Origin of the sequence: Arcobacter vandammei (assembly GCF_016106035.1) — a bacterium.
Lineage (GTDB): Bacteria > Campylobacterota > Campylobacteria > Campylobacterales > Arcobacteraceae > Aliarcobacter > Aliarcobacter vandammei.
In genome coordinates this window covers 22,407-46,674 of record NZ_JADKPZ010000001.1, presented here as the reverse complement: position 1 = coordinate 46,674, position 24,268 = coordinate 22,407, and the positions used below count along the sequence as shown (strand labels likewise).

Annotated in this window: 26 protein-coding genes and 4 tRNA genes; 23 read left to right on the top strand and 7 right to left on the bottom strand. The window is 26.9% G+C overall.

Features of this window, described 5'->3' with window-relative positions:
- Positions 1-2: 2 nt before the first annotated feature.
- A complete protein-coding gene (locus IQC44_RS00275; RefSeq protein ID WP_198304193.1) occupies positions 3-923 on the top strand; it encodes a hypothetical protein in 921 nt (306 codons plus the stop codon).
- Positions 920-2,653 (top strand): RNA-dependent RNA polymerase family protein, encoded by a 1,734-nt coding sequence (locus IQC44_RS00270; protein ID WP_198304192.1) that lies wholly within the window; start codon positions 920-922, stop codon positions 2,651-2,653. Before IQC44_RS00275 ends, IQC44_RS00270 begins: the two co-directional genes overlap by 4 nt.
- Positions 2,654-2,780: 127 nt before the next feature.
- On the opposite strand, the gene IQC44_RS00265 is transcribed toward IQC44_RS00270, so the two are convergent.
- Positions 2,781-3,470 (bottom strand): helix-turn-helix domain-containing protein, encoded by a 690-nt coding sequence (locus tag IQC44_RS00265; RefSeq protein WP_338078984.1) that lies wholly within the window; start codon positions 3,468-3,470, stop codon positions 2,781-2,783.
- A 124-nt stretch (positions 3,471-3,594) separates the two neighbouring features.
- On the opposite strand from IQC44_RS00265, the gene IQC44_RS00260 reads away from it, so the two are divergent.
- The 18 genes from IQC44_RS00260 to IQC44_RS00175 all read left to right on the top strand — a co-directional run bounded on the left by IQC44_RS00260 (position 3,595) and on the right by IQC44_RS00175 (position 15,382).
- A complete protein-coding gene (locus tag IQC44_RS00260) occupies positions 3,595-4,215 on the top strand; it encodes a hypothetical protein (RefSeq protein ID WP_198304190.1) in 621 nt (206 codons plus the stop codon).
- 20 nt (positions 4,216-4,235) lie between these two features.
- On the top strand, positions 4,236-5,402 hold the full coding sequence (locus IQC44_RS00255) for an AAA family ATPase (RefSeq protein WP_198304189.1): 1,167 nt from the start codon (positions 4,236-4,238) through the stop codon (positions 5,400-5,402).
- Position 5,403: 1 nt separating this feature from the next.
- Positions 5,404-5,580 (top strand): helix-turn-helix domain-containing protein, encoded by a 177-nt coding sequence (locus tag IQC44_RS00250; protein ID WP_198304188.1) that lies wholly within the window; start codon positions 5,404-5,406, stop codon positions 5,578-5,580.
- A 315-nt stretch (positions 5,581-5,895) separates the two neighbouring features.
- Positions 5,896-6,672: a complement resistance protein TraT gene (locus IQC44_RS00245; protein WP_198304187.1), complete on the top strand. Its 777-nt coding sequence runs from the start codon at positions 5,896-5,898 to the stop codon at positions 6,670-6,672.
- Positions 6,673-6,794: 122 nt separating this feature from the next.
- Positions 6,795-7,553, top strand: coding sequence for a phosphatidate cytidylyltransferase (locus IQC44_RS00240; protein WP_198304186.1), 759 nt, complete (start codon positions 6,795-6,797; stop codon positions 7,551-7,553).
- A complete protein-coding gene (gene dxr / locus IQC44_RS00235; protein ID WP_198304185.1) occupies positions 7,550-8,617 on the top strand; it encodes a 1-deoxy-D-xylulose-5-phosphate reductoisomerase in 1,068 nt (355 codons plus the stop codon). Before IQC44_RS00240 ends, dxr begins: the two co-directional genes overlap by 4 nt.
- On the top strand, positions 8,607-8,894 hold the full coding sequence (locus IQC44_RS00230; protein ID WP_198304184.1) for a hypothetical protein: 288 nt from the start codon (positions 8,607-8,609) through the stop codon (positions 8,892-8,894). Before dxr ends, IQC44_RS00230 begins: the two co-directional genes overlap by 11 nt.
- Entirely contained in the window at positions 8,887-9,474 is a 588-nt protein-coding gene (locus IQC44_RS00225; RefSeq protein WP_198304183.1) for an RBBP9/YdeN family alpha/beta hydrolase, read from the top strand. Before IQC44_RS00230 ends, IQC44_RS00225 begins: the two co-directional genes overlap by 8 nt.
- A 111-nt stretch (positions 9,475-9,585) precedes the next feature.
- Positions 9,586-10,581: a tRNA (adenosine(37)-N6)-threonylcarbamoyltransferase complex transferase subunit TsaD gene (gene tsaD, locus IQC44_RS00220; protein ID WP_198304182.1), complete on the top strand. Its 996-nt coding sequence runs from the start codon at positions 9,586-9,588 to the stop codon at positions 10,579-10,581.
- 3 nt (positions 10,582-10,584) lie between these two features.
- Positions 10,585-10,941 carry a translation initiation factor gene (locus IQC44_RS00215; protein ID WP_198304181.1) on the top strand — a complete coding sequence of 119 codons (357 nt, stop codon included), beginning with the start codon at positions 10,585-10,587 and terminating at the stop codon, positions 10,939-10,941.
- Between the two features lie 19 nt (positions 10,942-10,960).
- A complete protein-coding gene (locus tag IQC44_RS00210; RefSeq protein WP_198304180.1) occupies positions 10,961-12,355 on the top strand; it encodes an NAD(P)H-hydrate dehydratase in 1,395 nt (464 codons plus the stop codon).
- Entirely contained in the window at positions 12,352-12,663 is a 312-nt protein-coding gene (cutA, locus tag IQC44_RS00205) for a divalent-cation tolerance protein CutA (RefSeq protein ID WP_198304179.1), read from the top strand. Before IQC44_RS00210 ends, cutA begins: the two co-directional genes overlap by 4 nt.
- The gene (locus tag IQC44_RS00200; protein ID WP_198304178.1) at positions 12,660-13,439 is read left to right on the top strand and encodes a thiazole synthase; all 780 of its coding nucleotides are present in this window, start codon (positions 12,660-12,662) and stop codon (positions 13,437-13,439) included. Before cutA ends, IQC44_RS00200 begins: the two co-directional genes overlap by 4 nt.
- A gap of 109 nt (positions 13,440-13,548) precedes the next feature.
- Positions 13,549-13,626: transfer RNA gene (locus tag IQC44_RS00195), tRNA-Pro, on the top strand.
- Between the two features lie 14 nt (positions 13,627-13,640).
- Positions 13,641-13,717 (top strand) — tRNA-His (locus IQC44_RS00190).
- An 11-nt stretch (positions 13,718-13,728) separates the two neighbouring features.
- Positions 13,729-13,805: transfer RNA gene (locus tag IQC44_RS00185), tRNA-Arg, on the top strand.
- A gap of 41 nt (positions 13,806-13,846) precedes the next feature.
- Positions 13,847-13,931: transfer RNA gene (locus IQC44_RS00180), tRNA-Leu, on the top strand.
- Between the two features lie 302 nt (positions 13,932-14,233).
- Positions 14,234-15,382 carry a tyrosine-type recombinase/integrase gene (locus IQC44_RS00175; protein WP_198304177.1) on the top strand — a complete coding sequence of 383 codons (1,149 nt, stop codon included), beginning with the start codon at positions 14,234-14,236 and terminating at the stop codon, positions 15,380-15,382.
- 11 nt (positions 15,383-15,393) lie between these two features.
- Here IQC44_RS00175 and IQC44_RS00170 read toward each other — a convergent pair whose 3' ends face one another.
- The 6 genes from IQC44_RS00170 to IQC44_RS00145 all read right to left on the bottom strand — a co-directional run bounded on the left by IQC44_RS00170 (position 15,394) and on the right by IQC44_RS00145 (position 18,392).
- Positions 15,394-15,807 (bottom strand): hypothetical protein, encoded by a 414-nt coding sequence (locus IQC44_RS00170; protein WP_198304176.1) that lies wholly within the window; start codon positions 15,805-15,807, stop codon positions 15,394-15,396.
- A 56-nt stretch (positions 15,808-15,863) separates the two neighbouring features.
- Positions 15,864-16,445 carry a tyrosine-type recombinase/integrase gene (locus IQC44_RS00165; protein WP_198304175.1) on the bottom strand — a complete coding sequence of 194 codons (582 nt, stop codon included), beginning with the start codon at positions 16,443-16,445 and terminating at the stop codon, positions 15,864-15,866.
- A gap of 135 nt (positions 16,446-16,580) precedes the next feature.
- Positions 16,581-17,102, bottom strand: coding sequence for a hypothetical protein (locus tag IQC44_RS00160; RefSeq protein ID WP_198304174.1), 522 nt, complete (start codon positions 17,100-17,102; stop codon positions 16,581-16,583).
- A gap of 109 nt (positions 17,103-17,211) precedes the next feature.
- Positions 17,212-17,544, bottom strand: a complete 333-nt coding sequence (locus tag IQC44_RS00155) for a hypothetical protein (protein WP_198304173.1) — start codon at positions 17,542-17,544, stop codon at positions 17,212-17,214.
- A 5-nt stretch (positions 17,545-17,549) separates the two neighbouring features.
- Positions 17,550-17,699, bottom strand: a complete 150-nt coding sequence (locus IQC44_RS00150; RefSeq protein WP_198304172.1) for a hypothetical protein — start codon at positions 17,697-17,699, stop codon at positions 17,550-17,552.
- Positions 17,700-17,810: 111 nt separating this feature from the next.
- A complete protein-coding gene (locus tag IQC44_RS00145) occupies positions 17,811-18,392 on the bottom strand; it encodes a hypothetical protein (RefSeq protein ID WP_198304171.1) in 582 nt (193 codons plus the stop codon).
- A 244-nt stretch (positions 18,393-18,636) separates the two neighbouring features.
- Between IQC44_RS00145 and IQC44_RS00140 the strand changes: the two genes are divergently transcribed.
- From IQC44_RS00140 to IQC44_RS00130, 3 genes are read left to right on the top strand one after another with little or no spacing between them, the layout of a single operon-like run.
- On the top strand, positions 18,637-19,527 hold the full coding sequence (locus IQC44_RS00140) for a hypothetical protein (RefSeq protein ID WP_198304170.1): 891 nt from the start codon (positions 18,637-18,639) through the stop codon (positions 19,525-19,527).
- A 14-nt stretch (positions 19,528-19,541) separates the two neighbouring features.
- Complete coding sequence (locus IQC44_RS00135; protein ID WP_198304169.1) at positions 19,542-21,566, top strand: site-specific DNA-methyltransferase; 2,025 nt, start codon at positions 19,542-19,544, stop codon at positions 21,564-21,566.
- Positions 21,566-24,193, top strand: coding sequence for a DEAD/DEAH box helicase family protein (locus IQC44_RS00130; protein WP_198304168.1), 2,628 nt, complete (start codon positions 21,566-21,568; stop codon positions 24,191-24,193). Before IQC44_RS00135 ends, IQC44_RS00130 begins: the two co-directional genes overlap by 1 nt.
- Positions 24,194-24,268 lie beyond the last annotated feature (75 nt).

Below are 24,268 nucleotides of genomic sequence, written 5' to 3'. Positions count from 1 at the left end.
ATATGAAGAATAATCTTCCAACTGAACTGTTTGAAAATAAGCAGTTAAAATTATCTCCACTTTTAATCAAATCGTATATTGATAAATTAAATGCACTTGGTAAATTTGAAGAATCAAAAGCAAATTTGCAAGGTTCAATAGGTGGTAATGATGAAGATGAAGCAATAAATCATTTTGTAGGAAGATTCCCAAATGGTGCAGTAAGATCACAATATGTTGTAATTAATCCAGATGGAGATTTAAATCATATTGCATCACAACTAGCAACTGTATTTTCTGATAAAAAATTAAAGATATTATATTTACCGTGTGGAAGTGGTGCTGGATTGATTGGTTTACTTACTACTTTATTTACATTAAGACAACACAAGTATTATCCAACTTTACCATTAGATATTGAAATTATAGGTGCTGATTTTTCAAGTGATGCTTTGAAAATTTTTGATGAAATGATGAATTCAATATCGAAAGATTTTTTAAAAGTTGGAATTAATATATCATACTCTACAAAACAGTGGGATGCTACAAGTAACACTGAGACAATGAAATTAATGCATTATTTGTTTGCTACTAATGCAGATGAATATTTTGTATTCTTTTCTAATTTTTCAGGTGCTACAGGTACTAATAATAATTTTGACGATTCATTTCGTACTATATTGGATTATGTTGCTACTATTGGTAAAAATTCTACTATATTGTGGATAGAACCTGGGAATTTTAAAAAAGCAGAAAAGTTGTTTAAAAGAATTGGAGAGTTAATCGAATCAATCAAAAAACTTTGGACACAGTTTACTGATTTAAATAGCAATGCTTGTGAAATTTCAACAAGAGAATTCAAATTTATTCATCCAACTTCTTTTAATGAGTTGCGAGGAAATATATCTGGATTAAGATTAATTGTAGATGGGCAAGATAAATGATAGATATAAAGAAAATAGCACTTAGAGCCATTAATTCAAGCAGACGAACTTCTCCATCTACATATGTAGCTCTTAGGCTATTGCTTGATAATCAGCAAAATTTAAAATGGTTAAAAAGCTATTGTGAAAGAAAATTAACTACAATATCAAAATGGTCTTATTTTGAATATCAATGGTTTAAAAAGATTGATGAAGAAGATAAACTAAATCATCGTAATTTTTATATTGGGAGTCCTACAACTTTACTTGTGGAAGCATATATTTTATCTATATTGTCAAAAGAAGAAATATTTAAAAACAATCCACAAAATTTCAGTTATTACCTTGCAGAAGATTATGCTAGTTATAATTATTCATACTACTATAAAGGTTATAAAAACAGAAATGTTTCTATCTCAAGCAGACTAGCAGAAGATGAAAACTTGAGAGCTTTTGTTTTTGATTTGAGTAATTATTACCCTAGTATGGATAAATCTTATGTCTATGAAAATTTTTCTAAGTATATGGAACAAACTAATATTGATGAAAAAATCAAAAAAGGCATTTTAGCTTTCATTAAATCATCTCTTGATGTTACAGTATCAGGAATAGCAGTCAATCCCGATATTGGTCATCTTCTTGGTAGTATTACTTTAAAATCATTTGATAATGAGATGTATGAAATTTTTGAAGATAAATATTTTAGGTATGTTGATGATATAGTAATTATTGATAATAAAGATAATGTTGAATATGTAAAAGCTATTTTATATGAAAAAATATCTAAAATAAAAGGTGCTATTTTAAATCAAGAAAAATATCAAGAGTTGGATGTGTCAGAATGGGAGCTTCTTACTAGTGAAATTGGTCATAATGATGAATTTATTAACTTACTTAATGACATTCAACTTTATTTGTCTATGCAAGATACTGTATCAGAAATACAAAAAGAGCTAAAAGACAATAAAATATCACTTCCTGTGTATAAACTTTACATAAATTCAAGGTATTCAGGATGGCAATCTTTTGTAAAATGGTTAAGTTATTATAATCCTTTAAATAGCTATAGAAAATCTTTAACTGTTGAAAAGTTAATAAATAGAGCTATAAAATTGAAGAAATTTTATATTGAAAGTTTAGAATCTTTGAATAAAATAGATACATCCGAACAAAATGTTCATCAAAAAATATTGCTTAAGAAGTATCATTTTTATATAAATAGGCTCATTTATTTATTTGATGTAAGTGAATTTGAGAGTAAATTATTACCTTTAATACCTACAACAAAAGATTTTTTTGAAACAAAATCTGTTATTGAAGCTTTGATAAAAAATGATATTTCAAATATATTGAATATTGGGGGTAAGTCTATTTTAACATTTGTAGAAATATCTAAAGCAAATTCTTTATCCAATCCAAAAATTAAGAAAAATATTTTAAAAGCTGATGACAAAACACAATTATATTCATTTGGAGTTTTATCTTTATATGGATTGAGCCAATTAAATCAAAGTATAGACATAGAACAAATAGAAGATAAAGAGATAAAATATTTTCTAAAATTTTGTGATGTTAATGCTCCTTTAGAAAGATTATTGAATGATTTTTCTTATAATGATGAAATTTTATCATTGAGGTTAAATGTATCAAAAGATGATATACTAGAAAAGCTATTTAGCAAATATGATAGTAAAGAAAAATTATATTTAGCTGGATTAACTTTGGATGAAAAGGGTTATTCTTCATTGTAAAGTAAATTTTTATCACTTTTAAAAATACTTAAAACTTCTCAGCCACAAGATACTGTCAATATACAAAATTTATACATAAAAAAAGGGTATTATTTCATTAATGCATATGAAAAAAAACAAATATCTATTAAAATTTAATTAACATTTTATTAAATATATTTAATTCATTTTCTAAAATATATTTAAGTTCAGTAGTGTTAGAAATAATTTCGAGTATAGAAGAATTATCTAATTCATTTTCTATCCAAAGAATTAACCTATCTTTATCTACCTCTTTTAGTTCAAATGAAGCAATCTTCGCATTTTTTGGTAACTCAAATTTTTTTAGTTCTAAAATAAAAGAATTTTTAATATCTAAAAAATCAAATTTTTGTTGAGTTTCCTCAATATATACTACAAAGTAATATAAAAATTTAATTATTTTTTCTCCTTTTCCTGAAAATTCTTCTATAATCTTTTCAAAAAAAGTTTGTCCTTTTAGCTTCTCAATTAATGATTTTATTTTAAATAAAATACTCTGAGTATTAATGAAATTTTCTAGTATATTATTAAGTTCATTTTCTTTATTGTTTTGAGTAGCTAAACATTGAGCTTTAAAACATTTTGAAGTATATCCATAAACAATTTTATCTAGGGATACTTGAATATCTATGTGAGTTAAAACTTTTTCAATTAATGTACCTAAGGAATTCCTTTTTTTTAGCATAGAAAGAGCATTTTTATTCATCTTTAATTTTTCAGCCAATTCAGCTTCATTTTTTAAATTTAACTCTTCTACTAAATATTTTATTGCCAAATCAGTATTTATAGGTTCCATTAAATTCCTTTTAAAGTTTTTCTTAAGATTATAAAGTGTACTATTCACTTATAAGTGAACATAGTATGTTGTAATGAATTATTCTACTATAAGTTAACTTAAATACAAAGAAAAAGGAATTTATGTGAAGGAGTTTGAATTTTTACTTATGAGTAAAAAAATAAACAATGTAAAGGATCTTATAGATAACATTGAAGCAATTATTGATGTTTTGAAAGAAGATATTTTAAGAATTTCAAAATCAAAAAAATTACACTTTTATGATTTTGATTTTACATATTCAACAGCTGTAAGTGTTTTAAATAATCAAATAAAAAAGAAACACTTAAATGGTGTAAAAAGATTTTTTAAACTCGAAAATATAGAAGATAAGTTAAATTGGTTAGTTTCTCGAATTTTAAATAATATGCGGAATTTGACAACAAATCCAAAATATAAGTTATATTTTAATCCCAAAAAGATTGATATTTATAAAGGGAATTATCAAGACAATGATGATTTTGAAAGAATGATTCAAATTTTAGATATTCAAGAATTGGATAAATCAATTATCAAAGAAGGTCTTATTAAAGTTTGGAAAGAAGCTAGATATGATGAAGATTTTGATTTTTTAGATTTTACAGAGTTATGTGAGAAGTATGGATTTGAAGTAGATGAAGTAGTTGGTAGCCACGAATCTGTTCAAATCCAATTTAAAAAATGTCGAAGTGGTAATTTTAGTTACCAACTTGAATTAATAATTTAAACCCAAAAGGAAGTAAATTAATGAGTGAAATATTAGCTAAAGTTAAGAAAAAAATCAATTTTCAATCTAGCCTTAATAGGCAGATTGAAGATATAAACTATATTTTATCACAAAAAAAGGCTCTTTTAGAAGAGCTTGAGATAGAAGAACTTACACAAGAAAAGCATAATTTAGAATCACAAATCATCAAAATAAAATTAAGCTTTGAAGATAGTTTTAATGATTTTATATATGACATAAAAGATATTAGTGAAGCCAAAAATATTGAATGGCTTATTCCTAGTGTACTTCCAAGCCAGTCAATTGGTGTTTTTTATGGTAATCCAGGGAGTGGAAAATCAACTATTATGATTGAATATTGTACTCAATTATTAAATACAAATAAGGATATATTTATTATATATATTGATGCTGATATGTCTGCTGTGAAACTTAAAGAAATAGGAATTGATAAATTAATCAAAACATATAAAGATAGATTTATATATGCTGGAAAGCAAGAAACAACAAATATTATTGAAAAAACACAAAGTTTTTTAGAAGAAATTGTAGAAGTTCAAAAAAAGTATAAGATGAGAAAATATCTTATTATAGAAGACTGCCTAACTCTTTTATCTCCTAAAAAAAATGGTTTCATTGATACTACTTTACTGTATAAATATGAAAAACAACTTAGAGATGCAGGAGGAACTATTATTTTAATCCATCACTTAAATAAAAGTGGAGTTTTTGCTGATTCTCAACAAATTGAAAATTTTGCAGATTATACCTATCTAGTTGAAAGAAATGATTTTAATAACTGTATACTACTAAAGCCACAAAAAGCAAGTAGGTTTGATATTCAACCAAAAGCATATAAGACCGAAGACCGAAAAATAATAGATGAAATAGACTTTTCTATGGCAAATATTTCATATCAAGAATCTAATTTTGTGAAAATAATTATTGACTTGCTACAAGATGGGGAGATGAATCAGTCAGAAATAATGAATTATTTAAAGCAATCCTCATTTTTCACAAAATTTGGTATTGGTGAGAAAAAAGTAATAGGATGGCTAGATAAATGGGCAAAAGATGGTAAATGGAAGTATGTGCAAAGAGCAAATGAGAAAAATGCAAAATATTTTTTCATAGAACAAACTGCAAAACTTACAAAACTGCCAAACAGTGATAAAGAGGAGATTTAAGATGAAAAATATTGAAAGACCAAGATTTCTAAGAGCAAAAGAGTTAGCAGATTATTTATGTATAGGCGAAAGTACAGTATGGTATTATCTTAAAATTGGAAAAATCAAAAGTATAAAAATAAGCCCAAAAGTAACTTTATTTAATGTTGCAGAAGTAGAAGAAGCTTTATGCTCTTAATATCATAATAATAAAAAATGAGTTATAATGATTATCTTTTATAACTCATCTTATTTTTGTTAAAAAAATAATTGGGTGGTTTTTTGGGTGAATGTAAAAAAATCGTATCTTGCAAACTACTGTTTTATAGTATTTGGAGATATTTTTCCGACTCCTACTGGGTACCACCTAATCTTATTATAAATCTAAAAAATTCATATGTACATAATATCTTCCATTATTTCAATAGAATATCAATAATTTTTACCAAAATTAAGTGAAATTTAAAATATAAACTGTAAAATCAAAGCCAAATTTTATCAAGGAGATTGTTTTATGAATAAAATCAAAACTTTAGGCTTAGGGTTTGTTACAGCAACTATGTTATTTACAGGTTGTGCTACAACAGAGTTACAAACAAATGCAAAAATGACTCAAAGTATTTTTATAAACCCAGTTAAAAAAGAGTTAAGAACTGTGTTCTTATCGAGTAAAAATACAAGTGGGCAAAAAATAAATCTTGAAAATACTATTATTGCTGAATTACAAGCAAAAGGTTATACTGTAGTAGATGATCCAGATGCTGCAACTTATGTTTTAATGGTAAATGTATTATATTGTGATAAAAAACAAGAAAATAATGCTGCAGGTGGTGCATTAGGAGCAGGAGCAATTGGAGCTGGTGTTGCTGGATATAATGGTGGAGGAGCTGGTGGAACAATAGGAGCTGGTCTAGGGGCTGCTTTAATTGGTGGTTTAATAGCAAAAGCAACAGAAGATACAATTTACCAAATGCAAGTTGATATTGTAATTAGAGAAAAAGCAAAAGGTCCTGTATATGCTTCTAATTCAACAGCTGCTGGACAATCTAGTGTAAGTGATAGTAAAAAATCTGGATTTATTAACAGTTTTGGTGGAAGTGTAAAAGATACTAATGCAACTGGTCATTTAAATTCAAATATGGCAAATGCACAATCACAAAGTTTTGAAACAGATTATATTGAACATAAAACTATGATGTTTGCTGAAGCTACAAAAATGAAATTAACTTTAGCTGAAGCTACTCCTATTTTAGAAAAACAAATCTCAAATCAAATTGCAGGTCTATTCTAAAAAATAAAAATGCACTAAAATTTAGTGCATTTTTCTTATTAAACTCTTTAAAAATTAACAAAATCCATTTAAAAGCGAATTTTTAGTAAAATAAAACAATTTTATTTTAAGGTCAAAAAAAGATGTTAGAAATTTTAGGTGGATTATCTACTAGAGTAAAAACTGGTATTGTTTTGATGATTGTAACATTAATTATTGGTTACATTGATTCATATTTTCTATTTTGGTTAGTATTTGGTATTATGCTTTTAATTGCTGTAAAAGAGTCAAAGGATTTATACAAATTAGAAGATAAAAGTATATATATCTATATTGTGTTACTTTGGGTTGCAGTCTATTTTTATCCTATGCCTGTAGATTTGATTTTCATCGTAGCTGTTGGATATGCTTCACAACTTGCATATAAAAGAAAACTTGATAGAAAAATGGTTTTACCTCTTCTTTACCCAACAGCATCATTTGTATTTTTAATATCACTTTATAGTGAATTTGGAGTAATGGTCCTATTTTGGTTATTAGTAATTGTTGCTGCTACTGATACAGGAGCATATTTTGCAGGAAAAGCTTTTGGAAAAACTCCTTTTAGTGAAACAAGCCCAAATAAAACACTTGAAGGTGTTGTTGGTGGTATGGTTTTAGCAATAATTTTAGGTACATTAACTTCTATAAATGAAATAGGAATTTTAGGTGCAGTTATTGTTTCAGCTGTTGTATCACTTGCAAGTGTATTTGGAGATTTATATGAAAGCTATTTAAAAAGAGAAGCTGGAGTTAAAGATAGTGGGAATATTCTTCCAGGTCATGGAGGGGTTTTAGATAGAATAGATGGTTACCTTTTTGGTGCAATTGTAATGCTAGTTTTATTAAGAGTAATTATTTGATAATTTTAGGAAGTACAGGTTCTATTGGGGTAAATACCCTAGAGATTGCAAAAAAATATAAACTAAGTGTTGAGGTTTTAGTTGCAGGTAAAAATATAGAGCTTTTAAACTCTCAAATAAAAGAGCATAATCCAAAAAAAGTGATAATTGCTTCAAAAGCTGATTTACACAAAGTAAATCATCAAAATGTAAGTTTTGGTGAAGAGGCTATTTTAGAAGCTATACAAAATAGTTCATCAAATATTGTTGTAAATGCACTTGTTGGATTTTTGGGACTAAAACCAACTTTAAAAGCCATAGAGTGTGGCAAAAAGTTGTGTCTAGCAAATAAAGAATCTTTAGTTGTTGCAGGAAAATTTATAGATAAATCAAACCTTAGAGCAATAGATAGCGAACACTTTGCTTTATGGTATTTACAACAAGAAAAAAAAATAGACTCAATGCTAATAACTGCAAGTGGTGGAAGTTTTAGAAATACCCCAATAGAGAGTTTAAAAAATGTAAGTGTAAAAGAAGCTTTAAATCACCCAAACTGGAAAATGGGAAATAAAATTACAATAGATAGTGCAACAATGACAAATAAAATGTTTGAACTTCTTGAAGCTTTTTGGCTTTTTGACACAAAAAAACTTGATGCCATAATAGAGCCAAAATCTTTGGTTCATGCCTTTATAAACTTTACAGATGGGAGCACAACAGCACATATTGCAAATGCTTCAATGCAACTTCCAATTGCTTATGCCTTACTTGATAAAATAGAAGATGAGATTTTAAAACCTGTTGATCTGCTTGAAATCTCATCTTTGGAGTTTAAAAAAATAGAGAGTTCAAGATACCCAATTTGGGATTTAAAAAATGAAATTTTAGATAATCCAGATTTAGGAGTTATTTTAAATGCTGCAAATGAAGTAGCAGTTTCAAAGTTTTTGGCTGGAAAAATTGGCTTTTTGGATATTTCAAAAATTTCAATTGATGCAATAAATAAATTTCATAGACTTAAAGCTTCAAATATAGATGATATTTTTTTAATAGATAAAGAAGTGAGAAAATATTGTGACTCTTGATTTACTAATACCATTTGCAATTTTGCTTATACTTGTAATCTATTTAATATATACTAGAACAAAATTTGAAAAAGATATGCTAAAACTTTATGAAGAGAAGTTTGAAGAGTGGAAAAAACACACTCCAATACAAACAGAAGAGAAACCAAGAAAAGAACTTGTCGCACTTGTCTTTGAAGAAGAGTATAAGTTAAAAGTTGAGATGTTTAAAGATATTGAAGATAGATTAAAAAGAGCAAAATTTGATACAAAACTAATAGGAAATAACAATGAGTAAAAGAGTTTTAATACTTCACGGGCTTAGTGGAAGTGATTTTCCACATTGGCAAAATCATTTAGCACAAGATTTAATAAAAGAGAATTACACTGTATCTTTTCCAAGCTTACCAAATAAAAATAGCCCAGATTTAAATGAGTGGAAAGAGTTTATAAGAAAAGAGATAGAGTATTTTAAGCCGAATATTGTAGTTTGCCACTCTTTAGCAAATATTTTATGGTTTCATATTTGTGATGAGCTTGATATAAAATTAGAAAAACTAATGCTTGTAGCACCTGTTAGAAACGAAGTTTTAGAAGAAGCAAAAACTTTTTTTCCATACCCAATTGCAAAAGATTTAAAATCTATTGAAGTAATTATGGCAGCTTCAACAAATGACCCATATATGAGTATAGAAGAGGCTATAAATCTGCAAAGTAAGTTAAATATCGGAATGAAGATTATGGAAAATGCAGGGCATATAAATCCAAGTGCTGGATTTGGAAAACTTGATTGTGCTTTTGAATGGATAAAAGCTTGTAACGGAACTGGGATTTTCTCAAAGAGAGTGCAAAGCACAAGAATCCCAGCAGAAAAATAAGGATAAAATCTATGATTTTAGCGATTGTCCTCGTCGTAAACTCCTGCGGGATAAATTTCACGCAATCAAAGATTGCTGAAATGTATGAATCTTTTTATAAGGATAAAACCTATGATTTTAGCGATTGAAAGCTCTTGCGATGATAGTTCTATATCTATTACAAAAATAGAGACTTTGGAGCTAGTTTTTCATAAAAAAATTTCTCAAGAGTTAGAGCATAGCATTTATGGTGGAGTAGTTCCAGAACTTGCTGCTAGGCTTCATATTGAAGCACTTCCAAAAATCTTAGCAGAGTGTAAAGATTACCTAAAAGATTTAAAAGCTGTCGCAGTTACAAATGCCCCTGGATTATCTGTAACTCTAACAGAGGGTGTTGCTATGGCAAAGGCTATAAGCATTGCACTCAATATTCCAATAATTGCTGTAAATCATCTAAAAGGTCATATTTACTCTCTTTTTATAGAAAAAAAGGAGATTTTCCCAATTACAGTTTTGCTAGTTTCTGGCGGACATACACAAATCATTGAAGCAAACTCTTTAAATGAGATGAAACTAGTTGCTAGAACCTTAGATGATAGTTTTGGTGAGAGTTTTGATAAAGTTTCAAAGATGTTAAATCTAGGTTACCCTGGGGGGCCAATGATTGAAAAATATGCAAAAAATGGAGATGAAAATAGATTTGATTTTCCAATACCATTAAGTCAAAGCCGAAGAATTGAGTTTAGTTATTCAGGGCTTAAAAATGCTGTAAGACTTGAAATTGAGAAACTTGAACGCACCACTTTAGAAGAGCAGGATATTGCAAATATAAGTGCTAGTTTTCAAAAAACAGCAGTTTTACATATTATTCAAAAATTAAAGAAGCTGTTTAAACAAAAAGCACCCAAAGATTTTGCAATAGTTGGAGGGGCGAGTGCAAATCTATTTTTGCGAAAAGAGTTAGAAACTTTATGTAAAAAATATGATACAAGATTGCACCTTTCAGAGTTGAAATATTGTTCAGACAATGCTGCAATGATTGGTCGAGTTGCAGTTGAACAGTATAAAATAGGTGAATTTATAAATTTAGAAGATTTAGATATAAAGACAAGATTAAAGGATTATTAGAAGATGGGAATTGCAGAGAAGTTAGCTTTGGGGCTTGGTGCGAAGCTTGAAGGAAATAGCTTTGACACAAAAAAAGAGGATAAAGGAAAAATCAAGGTTCAAAAAGAAGAGGCAAAAGTAATCTTAGCAAAAAATCAACATCAATTGGTTTTCTCTTTAGAAAAGAGAAATGGAAAACCAGTTACTATTGTTGGAAGATTTCAAATTGAAGATGAAAAAAGAAAAGAGATTTTAAAACTTCTTAAAACTAAACTTGCCTGTGGTGGCTCAATAAAAGATGAAAATATAGAGATTCAAGGTGATTTAAAAGATAAAATTAGAATCATAATGGTTGATAATGGGTGGAAATTTAAAAACTAAAACAAAAGGAGACAAGCTTGTGAAAAAGGTTTTTTATGAGGTAAATAGTTTAGATAAAAAATCTTACACAAAATATTTTTTAAGTGAAGATATTTTGATGGAACATGCAAGTCTTTCTATCTTTAACTACATAAATAAGAATTTTAAAAAAAATAGCACTGTTTTAATAGCTTGTGGAAGTGGAAACAATGGTGCAGATGGATTGGCATTAGCTAGACTTTTACAAGAGAAATATAGTGTAAAAATCTTTCAAATAAACAAAGCAAAATCTTCTATGGCAAAACTACAAGAACAAAGATGTAAAGCTTTAAAATTAGATTTTGTAAGTGAAGTTTATGAAGCAGATATTATTGTTGATTGTATATTTGGAAGTGGACTAAATAGAAAAATAGATGAAAAAACAATATCTTTAATTGAAAATTTAAACTCTTTTTCATCTTTTAAAATAGCTTGTGATATTCCAAGTGGAATAGATATAGATGGAAAAATAGAGAGTGTAGCATTTAAAAGTAATATTACTTTTACAATGGGAGCTTTAAAACTGGCACTTTTTAGTGATATAGCAAAAGATTATGTAGGAAAAATTAAAATTGTAAATCTAGGATTTGATAGCAAAAAGTATGAAGATGATACAGATATATTTTTACTTGAAAAATCAGATTTAGTTTTACCAAAAAGAGAAGATAAAACTAGCCAAAAAAGTACCAATAAAGGAAGTTTTGGACATACAAATATAGTTTGTGGAGAAAAAGAGGGTGCAGGAGTTTTAGCAGCACTTGCTGCTTCTTCTTTTGGTTCAGGACTTGTTACAGTTGTAAGTAATCAAAAAATAGCCTTGCCATATCATATTATGCAAAGTAGCACTATTAGTAAAAACTGCACAGCTATTGCTTTTGGAATGGGTTTAGGAGAGTTTAAAAAAGAGCATATAGATATTTTAAAATTAAATATTCCAAAGGTTTTGGATGCTGATATTTTTTATGAAAAAGAGATTTTAAAATATTTAGATGAAAATGTTGTTTTAACTCCACATCCAAAAGAGTTTGTATCACTTTTAGCATTAAGCAATATTGCAAATATAGATATAAAAACTTTGCAAGAGAATAGATTTTTCTATGTAAAAGAGTTTTGTAAAAAATATCCAAAAACAACTTTGCTTTTAAAAGGTGCAAATGTAATAATCTCACAAAATGAAAAAATATATATAAACACCCTAGGAAAAGCAAGATTGAGTAAAGGTGGAAGTGGAGATGTTTTAAGTGGTTTAGTAGCTTCACTTTTAGCTCAAGGCTATGAAGCTTTAAATGCAACTATCTGTGGCAGTTTAGCACATACCCTTGCTAGTAATAGAGTCAAAAAATCTTCTTATGCACTAAAACCACAAGATATTATAAAAATGGTTGAAAAACTATGAAAGCAATTATGATTCAAACAACTTTTACAAATCAAAAAGAAGCAGAAGATTTTGCACAAATTTTAATAAAAGAGAAATTGGCTGCTTGTGTACAAACTTATGATATAAAATCTTTTTATTTTTGGGAAAAAAGAGTTTGTAGTGATAATGAAACACTTTTAAATATAAAAACAAGAAAAAGTTGTTTTAAGAAAATAAAAAGCAAAATTTTAGAACTACATAGTTATGATTTGCCCGAAATTATTTCGATAAAACTAAAAAATGTTAGTAAAGAATATTTAAAATTTATTAAGGAAAATACAAAATGAGCGATATATTAAAAATTGGAAAATATGAACTAAATAGTAGATTGATTGTAGGAAGTGGAAAATATAAAGATTTTGATACAACTAAAGAAGCAACACTTGCAAGTGGAAGTGAGTTAATCACTGTTGCTATAAGAAGAGTAAATATTACAAATCCAAATGAAGAGAATTTACTAGATTATTTCAAAGATACAAATATTAAGTTTTTGCCAAATAGTGCAGGTTGCAAAAATGCCGAAGAAGCTGTTACAACTTTTAGGCTAATGAGAGAAGCTACAGGAATTGATTTAATAAAACTAGAGATTATTGGAGATTTTTCTAAAACCCTATATCCAGATGTTATTGAGACAATAAAAGCTTGTGAGATATTAAAAAAAGATGGTTTTACAGTTATGGCATATACAAGTGATGATTTAATTGTTGCAAAAAGACTTGAAGATGTAGGAGCTGATGCTATTATGCCTTTAGCTGCACCAATAGGAAGTGGTTTAGGTGTTCAAAATAGATACAATGTAGCTTTTATAAAAGATAGTGTAAAAGTTCCTGTTATTGTAGATGCAGGAGTTGGATGTGCTAGTGATGCAGCTATTTGTATGGAATTAGGAGCTGATGGAGTTTTAACAAATACAGCAATAGCTTGTGCAAAAGATCCAATTTCTATGGCAATAGCTATGAAACATGCAGTAATAGCTGGAAGACTTGGATATAAGGCAGGAAGAATAGAGAAAAAGCCATTTGCAAGTGCATCTTCACCTCTTAATGGATTGATTCAATTTTAGTAATTTAGAGGAAATTTGAATTTTTTTTAAATTTCTTCTAAAAACCCTTGACAAAAGAAAAAATATATAATATAATTCCGTCCACTTTTTAAGAATAAAGAGTGAAATTCGGGGCGTAGCGCAGTCTGGTTAGCGCACCTGGTTTGGGACCAGGGGGCCGGAGGTTCGAATCCTCTCGCCCCGACCATTTATTTTTCAATGGTAGGTATAGCTCAGTTGGTTAGAGCATCGGGTTGTGGTTCCGAGGGTCGTGGGTTCGAGCCCCATTATCTACCCCATTTTATTTTAAGCTTCCATAGCTCAGCTGGATAGAGCAACGCCCTTCTAAGGCGTAGGCCGTACGTTCGAATCGTACTGGGAGTACCATTTTGGTTTAGAATACCAACTAAACTTTTAAAACAATATATGCGGATGTGGTGAAATTGGTATACACGCCAGACTTAGGATCTGGTGCCTCGCGGTGTAAGAGTTCGAGTCTCTTCATCCGCACCACTACAAACACTTCAGAAACCCCCATTTTATCGTACAATCAAACACTTTGGGAAACTTTTGATAAACTTAATCAAACTGAGAAACTTTTAAAGAAATTATCATTATATAATGAGAAATATTTACTCAATAGGAATGGTATTTATTATTTTGTAATAAGATTTAATGAATCAATTATTTTTAAAAAATCTTTACATACATCTAACCTCACTTTAGGTATCCTTTTAAAATTAAAAATATTATATAGGTTGAGTAAGATGGGATTTGTCGGAAAAGGATACACAACATTTATAGGTAAGAATTCTTTGAATTTAGTCGCAGAAAATGAGACAGAAGAAAAGTTACTTAAAGAGATTGAAAAAACTATTGTAAATAAAATCAAAAGATTAAAAACTCAACAACATAGTGTAAATATTGAAACTGATGAAATAAGAGATACAAATAGTCTTAAAAAATTAACAGATGAATATATTAAATATAGAGAGAAAGTTAAAACATCTGTAAAAGTAATGTATAAATTTAAACAATGTATTGAATTTCTAAATATATATTTTGGTGAAAAAAAATTAGTGAAAGATATTACACAAAAAGATAATATGGATTTTCAACTTTTTTTACTATCAATTCCATCAGATTGGAAAAAGAAAAAAGATTTAGTTGGTAAAGATTTAAAACTAATCTATGAGAAAACTCCTAAAATGTTAGATAAGTATGAAAAACTTAAAGTATCAACTGTAAATGAGATTATTAAAAAAGTTATAACAATATTTGAATATTTTGAAGAAAATACCTATATATACAAAAATCCATTTAAAAAAGTTGGAAATGGTATTAAAAGAGTAGAAACAGAAAAAAGAGAATTTTCTGAGAGTGAATTAAAAGGAATATTTTTTTATTTAAATACTAAAGATTTGATAGAAGAATATAGATTTATGAAATTCTTACTTTACTGTGGATTGAGAAGAGAAGAGGGATTAATACCTACTGTTGGTGATATTGATTTTGAGAAATCTTTGATTGAAATTGATGGTAAAAAAACCAAAAATTCTAAAAGAATTTCTATTATTCATAAAGATATAGTTGATGATTTAAAAATACAAATGGATGGAAAAAATAGTGATGATTACTTATTTTTCAATATAAAATTAACCAATAAATATAGAAGTGAAAAAATTGGAACTAAATTAAATGGTTACATTAAAGATGTTGTTGGAGAAGAAACTAAAAAAGTTGTTGATTTACATAGTTTTAGAAAAAATTTCTCACAAACTATCAGTTTAAGTGGATTTTTTTCAGATTTAGAGATTAAAACATTGGTGGGTCACTCTACAAAAAGTGATGTAACTGATACCCACTACATTAGGGGTAAGAGAAATTGGAAAACCCTTAAAGAAAGAATAGATAAGGTTGATTTCTCTATCTATTTTTCATCATCTGATTTTTTACCTATCTAAGTTAGGGGAAATTATTCCCCAAAATAAACAATGTTAAAATTCTTTTTTATCCAATCAATTAGAATAAAGTTTTCACAGTAAATTGAATTACTCATAATCTGTAAAGTTATTGGATTATTTTTATCCAAACTCTTAAAATCTATATCATCAAAATATTTTTTGTGTAAATCATCATAGTAGTTGATAGTGTCATTCTGTAATCTAATTTCATCTATATTTTGTGATTTTTTAAATATTTTATATCCATTGTAAAAGAATTCAAACAATACAGATGAATCTAATATATTGATTTCATCTTTTCCATTTTTAATCTCTAATAATAGATTTTTTAAATTTATTTTTGATACATCACCATCTGTATTAATATTTTCAAAATCTAAATATGTTTCAATAAGAATGTTTTTTATAATTGTTGGTAGTTTCATAGTTTTTCTCCTAAAGATATTTGGTTTATTTGGAATAATTGGGTTAATTGAGATAATTATCTCAATAAAGAATTTCTAATATCATCAGATGTTGGATTGATGTAATTCAAAGTTGTTGATATATTCTTATGTGATACAAAATGTTGAATGATTTTTGGATTTATACCACTTACACCCATTTCTGTGATAATTCCTTTTCTAAAACTGTGTGTTGAATAATTTTTCCCTAATACAATTTGAATAAGTTGATTGAAATCTTTAGTAAATCCAATTGAATTAAGATTATTTCTTACATTATTTCTTTTATGGATAAAGTAACCATTTATATCAGTTTCATTTTCAATCAGTTTTTTTAAAACCTTTACAGATTTTTCAGATAGTGGAATATGTCTGATAATTTTTTGTTTTTTAACATATATAGTTAATTCAGATTTTTCAATTCCATCTTTTATATCTTTGATTTTAATATCTAAAATTTCAGATACTCTCATTCCACCCATATATAAAATTTCCAAACTTCTTAACCATTTGATTTTTGTCGTTTCAAATGTTTCTAATCCATTTATATATGATTTAAGAATTTTATATTCTCTTTCTAAAATTGGTTTTGAATTTCTTTGTGTATTTTTTGGTCTCATTGATTTTATCCCTTAAAAGTATTAATAAATATCATCCTACCGTAAAAAAATACTTTACGGAAGGGCGACTTTTTAGGGTTTTGAAGTGATTCCCTTAATTAGGGAAATCTTATTAAAATGGTTGTTTTAATATGTTTAGAAATCTAAGTTAAATACACCATTGTTATCTAATTCAAATTTTTCTTCTCTGTAAACCATAAAATCATCTGTTAGAATTTTTTCTTTTTTTTCATCATTGTATTGTGAAAACTCTCTGTATATAATTTCACCTTTATATACAATGTAATCCCAATATTGATCAGAATCATCTTCAGATTTAATTTTAAAGATAATATCAAACATCAAACCAAATGTGATATAAAATCCCAATGGAGGATACCCTTTTGTTTCATATCTCATTGATTTATTTTCATATTCAGTTGATAAGTAAAATCCATTTGATGTTTGAATAAATCTACTCCAAATTTTATTTTGAATAACTTCTGTTAATTCATTATATTGAATACCATTAATTGTTACATCTGTATTAGTAAAGAAATTATGAAAGTTAAACATTTTATTACCATTTTCAGAAATATCCATACCAATTTCCACAAATCTATCCACCTCAGTTTGTTTACCCATCATATTTACTTCATTATAAACCCAATTACCCATAGTAGTATTTTCCTTTCTTACTATTTTAAATTTAATTATTGAGATAAACTCACTTCTTTCCCATTTACATCTTTATTATAGAGAGATATTGAATCTCCCTCAGTTTCGGTTATCCAATTTTTTTCTGTTGGTTAAAACCTATATTATTTGAAGGAGTTGAAACATTTTGTTTCACCCCTTTTGAAAAGTGTTTGATAGTTTTGATAACACTCTCTTTTTTAATCATCTTTGGGGTTATATCACCATCAACATCTAAGTAACCATATTTGATTAGGTTAGATACACTCATTGGAAACTCATTTGTTACTCTGTGATACTTACATTTGAGAGTTTCACTCTTATCTGAGAATCTTTGGAAAATATCTTTGATACCATTGGTTTCCAACATCTGTTTAGTTTCAGAGATTGAAACATACTCATCCATACCAATTTGTTGTTTCAATGAGTTTACAGATTTTTATCATAAACCCATTTTCCCAATCTTTTCTTTCTTTTCAATCTACCACTATCACATAGAATGTTTAAACCATTTTGGTTAGTGAATGGAAGTAACTCCAAAACATCTTTTGTTGATAATGAAAAATTTATTGTTTTCATTTTGTATCCTTAGTATTGAATTTAAAGAGGAAGTATCACTTCCTCCTTTGTATATAAATTATATAAAGAGAGTGAATCCGAGGGAGATTCAGTAGTTGGTTGGGGTTGGAATTACCCAACCTTTTTACCACCTCTCTCAAAACTTTCAATCCAAATCATTTTGTATTGAGGGTTACTTCTACTTCCATACCATTGTTTTCTCCAAAACCCATTTACTGTGTGATGAGATTTTGTGTGAGGTTTATAATCCCCTCTATTTGATGGTTTTATTTTATAAGGGTTAAACTCTTCTACAAATTCATCATAAGTGTAATAAACAATGGTATTGTTTTTGATATAGTTGATAAAAAACTTATCAATACTTTTTGAATAGGTTTTGTTTCTGATTACAAAACCATCAATCATACTTACTCTTTTTTTTCTTTTCTCCTTAACTACTATTTGGGAGATAAGATTTCTTATGAATGGTGAATGTGTGAATTTTGTATAGTTTCTATCAACTATATAAAACCCATCTTCCATACCATCAACATCTCTTACAATCACTATCTCAAAGTTTTGATATTGAGAAGATAGGAATTGGTTACACCACTCATCATCATTGTATAACTCTATACATCTGTGATAACCCATCACATACAACCAATCACTTTTGATACTCTTTACAACATCTTCTACTTTGTAATTACTCATTGGTAACTCCTTCTTTTTGTTTTGTTACTGTAATTATTCCTAACTACCGAATCTCAATAAAATTCGCTCCACCAACTCTCATAACCGAAGGAAAATCCCTTTAAATAGGTATCTTTTCCTTTTGATACTCATATATTACAATCATAGTTAATCTCTCTAAGAGTCGGTTTTTTGTTCAACCACAATTAACGGAAAAGAAGGTAAAATCAATAACTATTTTTTATATATTTTAAGAGAGATTATGATGAGTGAAGAAAATAAAACAGATAGAAAAGTAATTCACACAAAAGATACTATATTTGATACATATGTGAATGTATTAATATTAATGATGGAAAATAAAGGTAAATCCTTTATGAATAGTGAAATCAGAGAAAAACTATTTGATGATCCAACAGATACATCAGTTAAATCTATGGTTAAAAGAGTTGTTGATTTTTATGTAGGTAGTAGTATCTTTGTAAAGGTTACTGAGATAACTGATAATAATGGAAATATAGTTGAGTTAAAACCTAATCAATACAGAGTTAGATTATATGATAAAGATATTGATGATAAAGATGAAGATTATGGTGTAGATTTACATATTCCACAAACTAAAGAAGGAAGAATTAAATTATCCCAAAATATTTCATCTATGGTTTTATCCATAAAAGATTTAACTATATATGATGAATTGATAAAAACAGTATTAGAATCACAACTATTTGGTTTTCAAACAGATTTTGTATCTCAAACCATTGGTAAAGTAGTTGTGAAACACCATAATATTCAAAATATGAGTGATAAAACTAATGGGTATCCATTAGATGTAATTATGAGTATTATTGATTCTCAAATCAATGTAAATGTAAAGTTTGAAAACTTTGGAAACACTATTGAATTAAACAATACAAAAATTAAAAAAGTAACTATCAAAGAAAATGGATTTGATATTCATTTTGATAACTTCATATCTCAAAACCAATCAGATATAAAACAAATCCTTTCAATTGAAAATTCATCAGAAGATGGATTAAGAGATGATATTGAAAAAGTAAGAGAGATGATAAATGATTTACCATCAGAAGAAAAAGAGAAAATTACTAAATTAATTGGTGAAGTAACTCCATCAATGGATATATTTGAGTTTTAAAATAAAGGAAATAAATGAGATTAACAGAAACATATGATAATTTAATAGAGAAATTAAAAACAAAAGAACAGTATTTTGATGAAAATGGAGATTTACTTAAATCAAAAGTGATTTATGATTCTCAAAATGATAGTGAGGAAATATTAGAATTATTACTATCAGATGTGAAACTTTCAAACACATATTTTAAAACAGTAAAAGATACAAAGATATTTTTGAAAGATAAGTTTATCAATACAATCAACCATAAAGAATTTTTCCCATCATCTTATACATCATATTTGAATTATATTGGATTATCAGATGGAACAGATTTTATAAAAAAATCAAAAGATGTTGTATTGAATTTTCCTTATAAAGATTGTATTTTAGAGGGTGGACAAAGTAAAGAAGAACAATCACTAAAAGAATTTTTCTACAATGAAACATTAGCTAATGATGAAGTAGATAGATTATTACATCCAAAAGTATTTACAAATATAAAAAAGTATACAAAAAATGGAATGGAAGAAAATCCAACTTTCAAACATACTGACAATTTATTGATTAAAGGGAATAACTTAATTGCGTTACATTCATTATCAAAAAGATATGAGGGAAGAGTAAAGTTAATTTATATTGACCCACCATACAATACTGGTTCTGATAGCTTTGGATATAATGATAAATTTAATCATAGTAGTTGGCTTACATTTATGAAAAATAGATTAGAAATAGCAATAAAATTATTATCCAAAGATGGAGCATTATTTGTACATATAGATTATAATGAATTAGCATATCTTAAAATTTTAATAGATGAATTATTTAATGAAAGTATGAAAGAAAAGAACAATAAATCTTTTGTTCAATTAATTTCAGTGAAAACTGCTTCACCTGCTGGATTTAAAACAGTTAATCCAGGACCAATAGATGTAACAGAATATATATTATTTTATGTAAAAAATAGAAAAGAATTTGAATTTAATAAACAATATGTACCTACAGAATATGATGATAACTATAAATTCGTAATAATAAATATTGAAGACAAACCAACAGAATGGAAATTGGAAAACATTAGAGATTGTGTATATAGAGAAAATAATATAGAAATTGGTGATACATTTCATAAATCAAATAAAAATGCAGAAAACAAATGGGGAATACATTGGAAAGTGATTAGAGAACAATTAATCTCAGAATATGCATTAAAACATAAAGATAAAGTTGTTAGTATAAGAGATCCACATAAACCATCTGATAAAGTTAAAGAATTAATGAATTTATCATCTACTGATAGAAATAAAGTTTATACATATAATAGAGAAGATGGAAGTCTTGGATATATTGTAAATGGAGGAGCATTATCGTTTTATTCCAATAAAGTAAAAACTATAGATGGAGTTGAAACATCAACTGAATTACTTACAGATTTTTGGAGAGATATAAGTTGGGATGGAATAGCTAATGAAGGTGGAGTAACATTAAAAAATGCTAAAAAACCAGAAAAATTATTGAGAAGAATTATAGAATTATCTACAAAAGAAAATGATATTGTAATGGATTTTTTTAGTGGAAGTGGAACAACAGTATCAGTAGCTAAAAAACTTAACAGACAATTTATTGGGTTAGAACAATTAGATTATGGAGATAATGATACATTATGTAGATTGAAAAATGTAGTTAATGGGGACAAAAGTGGTATATCTAAATTTGTTAATTGGAATGGTGGAGGTTCATTCATATATATGGAATTGATGAAAAATAATCAAACATACATAGATGCTATTACTGAGTCCACTACATCAGAACAACTAATTGAAATAAAAAATGAATTGAAAAATTCTAACTTCATAAGATATGAAGTTAAAGATGAGAATCTATTTGATGATAAAAATCAATTTGATACATTACCAATGGATGAACAAAAAGAAATACTTATTAAAATATTGGATAAAAATCATCTTTATGTAAACTATTCTGAAATAGATGATATACAATTTGATATATCAGATGAAGTAAAAAAATTCAATAGAGAATTTTATGAGGTTAAGTAATGTATGATTTAGATTACTTATTCAAAGAGTTTGAAACAAAGAAAACAAAAAAAGATTTAGAGAAATTAAGAAAAGAGTATGAAGATACAAATCCTTTCTTTATATCTCAATTAAATCAATCTCTATCACTTCGTCCATATCAATTAGAAGCAATTAGTAGATTGGATTATGTAATTGAGAATGATGATGTATATTTTGAAGATAAATCAAAACATATTCTATTTAATATGGCTACTGGTAGTGGAAAAACACTACTAATGGCTTCAAATATTTTGTATTTCTATGAAAAGGGATACAGAAACTTTATCTTCTTTGTAAATAGAGATGTAATTGTAAAAAAGACAAAAGAAAACTTTGTAAATGTTCAATCAGATAAATATCTATTCAAAGATGAAATTGTATATAACTCTCAAAAGATAAAAGTAAAAGAGGTTACATCATTTGAAGAAACTAATGATGATGAGATACAAATTATATTTACTACAATCCAAAATTTACATTTAAAACTAAATACACCTACTGAAAATCAAATCACATATGATGGTGTAAAAGATTTAAAAATAGTATTACTATCAGATGAAGCTCATCACTTACAAACAGCTACACAAAAAAATGAAATAGAAGAATTAGAAAAAGAAGAAAATGGATGGGAATCAACTGTATCAAAACTTTTAAAACAAAATAGAGATAATATATTATTGGAATATACAGCTACAATAGATTTGGATAATGAAAATATCGCAAAAAAATATGAAGATAAAATTATTATAAGATATTCACTAAAGGAATTTAGAGAGGATAAGTATTCTAAAGATATATCACTTCTAAAATCTGATATGAGTAAAGATAAAAGGATATTATCTGCATTACTACTCTCATATTATAGAGAGAAAGTTGCTTCTGATAATGGAATAAATCTAAAACCAACCATCCTAATTAAATCAATGAAGATAAAAGATTCTGAATCTGATATGGAAGATTTTTTGGATTTAATTAAAAATCTTTCTGTATCTGATTTTGAATATTTTAAAGATTATGATAATCCACAGATACAAAAAGCGATTTCATACTTTGAAAAAGATAGTGGATTTAGTTATGAAAATCTCATAACAATTTTCAAATCTAACTATGTTGATGAAAGTATTAGGATTGTAAATAATACTTCTGTAAATGAAACCATTGTTAAAGAGTTGAATGAATTAGAAAAAAACTCTATAAGAGTAATTTTCGCAGTTAATATGTTAAATGAGGGATGGGATGTATTAAACCTTTTTGATATTGTTAGGTTAGATGAATCAAATAGTAGTAAAAAAGATACTGTTATAAGTGATAAACAACTTATTGGTAGAGGTTGTAGGATATTCCCATTTAAAGTAGTTGGTAGAGAAACATTTCAAAGAAAGTTTGATGAGGATTTGGATAATGATTTAAGAGTATTAGAGGAGTTTTATTACCACTCTAAAAACAATGATAAATTTATTTCATCACTCAAAGATAATTTAGTAAAAGAGGGATTGATTGATACTGATGAGATAGAGATAGAAGTTAAACTCAAAGATGAATTCAAAGAAACTGATTTTTATAATGATGAGTTTGTATTCAAAAACTATCAGATTAAAAAAGATAAAGATAAAGTGGATTTCTTTGAAGATTATGGTGTAGAGAAAAGATATGATTTTGAGATTGATATTAAAAAAATCATTACTGATAATCCATTCTTAGAAAAAGAGAGTTATAACTTTGGAGATGTGGAGAGTAAGAAGATTACTATATCAAAAAGAGTGTATTTAAAATCTCTATCTCTAAATAGTTTCTTTTTCTATAATAACTTAAAGAAGTATCTTCCAATTGATTCAATAGAAACATTTATTAATGATAATGTATCACAAATCAGTATTTACATCAACAACATACCTAAATCATTTGATTTATCATCATTACAACCAAAAGAATTATTGGAAATATCAAACAATCTGTTTAGTGAGATTGAAAAACAGATGAAGAAAAAATATACAGATGATGAAGGTAGTAAAGAGTTTGAAAGAAAACCAATTAAAGATATTTTCAAAGACTTTAGAAGAAAATTCAAACAAATTACTACTAATACTGATGGGGAAGGACATTCTATTGATAAACATTCTAAGAAAGTATCAATAAAAGATGAAGATTGGTATGTTTATGATGATTGTTATGGAACAACTGAAGAAAAATGTTTAGTTGGATTTGTTAATGAATTAATCAAAGAGTATAGAGAGAATACAGATAGAGAATTTGATTATTTTTACTTAATTAGAAATGAGGGTGTTTTAAAGACATTTGGATTCAAAAATGGTAAAGGATTTGAAACAGATTTTCTAATATTTTTTAAACACTCAGATTCAGAATTAAAATATCAATTGTTTGTTGAACCGAAAGGATGTCACTTAATCCAAAATGATAAATGGAAAGAAAAAGACTTTTTAAATGAGGTTCAATCTGTATTTGAAACAAACAACAAAATTGTATATGAAACAGAAAATTATAGATTAATTGGATTACCATTTTATAATGATTCTAATTGTAGTGAAGATGACAAAAAAACAAAAGAGTATTTTGAAGAAGTAATCAAAGAAATAATTAATGGATGAAATTTCTGAAAAAATAGAAAAAGTTAAATCAATCCAAAAAGAAAAAATGGATAGCCTTAAAGCATTAAAGGCTTC

Excerpts from the sequence above, each read along its gene's own strand:
- IQC44_RS00145 (WP_198304171.1), bottom strand. The coding sequence starts at position 18,392 with ATGAGTAATTACAAAGTAGAAGATGTTGTAAAGAGTATCAAAAGTGAT.
- IQC44_RS00255 (WP_198304189.1), top strand. The coding sequence starts at position 4,236 with ATGAGTGAAATATTAGCTAAAGTTAAGAAAAAAATCAATTTTCAATCT.
- IQC44_RS00170 (WP_198304176.1), bottom strand. The coding sequence starts at position 15,807 with ATGAAACTACCAACAATTATAAAAAACATTCTTATTGAAACATATTTA.
- IQC44_RS00200 (WP_198304178.1), top strand. The coding sequence starts at position 12,660 with ATGAGCGATATATTAAAAATTGGAAAATATGAACTAAATAGTAGATTG.
- IQC44_RS00130 (WP_198304168.1), top strand. The coding sequence starts at position 21,566 with ATGTATGATTTAGATTACTTATTCAAAGAGTTTGAAACAAAGAAAACA.
- cutA (WP_198304179.1), top strand. The coding sequence starts at position 12,352 with ATGAAAGCAATTATGATTCAAACAACTTTTACAAATCAAAAAGAAGCA.
- IQC44_RS00150 (WP_198304172.1), bottom strand. The coding sequence starts at position 17,699 with ATGAAAACAATAAATTTTTCATTATCAACAAAAGATGTTTTGGAGTTA.
- IQC44_RS00165 (WP_198304175.1), bottom strand. The coding sequence starts at position 16,445 with ATGAGACCAAAAAATACACAAAGAAATTCAAAACCAATTTTAGAAAGA.
- IQC44_RS00245 (WP_198304187.1), top strand. The coding sequence starts at position 5,896 with ATGAATAAAATCAAAACTTTAGGCTTAGGGTTTGTTACAGCAACTATG.
- IQC44_RS00240 (WP_198304186.1), top strand. The coding sequence starts at position 6,795 with ATGTTAGAAATTTTAGGTGGATTATCTACTAGAGTAAAAACTGGTATT.
- IQC44_RS00270 (WP_198304192.1), top strand. The coding sequence starts at position 920 with ATGATAGATATAAAGAAAATAGCACTTAGAGCCATTAATTCAAGCAGA.
- IQC44_RS00265 (WP_338078984.1), bottom strand. The coding sequence starts at position 3,470 with ATGGAACCTATAAATACTGATTTGGCAATAAAATATTTAGTAGAAGAG.
- tsaD (WP_198304182.1), top strand. The coding sequence starts at position 9,586 with ATGATTTTAGCGATTGAAAGCTCTTGCGATGATAGTTCTATATCTATT.
- IQC44_RS00140 (WP_198304170.1), top strand. The coding sequence starts at position 18,637 with ATGAGTGAAGAAAATAAAACAGATAGAAAAGTAATTCACACAAAAGAT.
- IQC44_RS00250 (WP_198304188.1), top strand. The coding sequence starts at position 5,404 with ATGAAAAATATTGAAAGACCAAGATTTCTAAGAGCAAAAGAGTTAGCA.
- IQC44_RS00275 (WP_198304193.1), top strand. The coding sequence starts at position 3 with ATGAAGAATAATCTTCCAACTGAACTGTTTGAAAATAAGCAGTTAAAA.
- IQC44_RS00160 (WP_198304174.1), bottom strand. The coding sequence starts at position 17,102 with ATGGGTAATTGGGTTTATAATGAAGTAAATATGATGGGTAAACAAACT.
- IQC44_RS00225 (WP_198304183.1), top strand. The coding sequence starts at position 8,887 with ATGAGTAAAAGAGTTTTAATACTTCACGGGCTTAGTGGAAGTGATTTT.
- IQC44_RS00215 (WP_198304181.1), top strand. The coding sequence starts at position 10,585 with ATGGGAATTGCAGAGAAGTTAGCTTTGGGGCTTGGTGCGAAGCTTGAA.
- IQC44_RS00135 (WP_198304169.1), top strand. The coding sequence starts at position 19,542 with ATGAGATTAACAGAAACATATGATAATTTAATAGAGAAATTAAAAACA.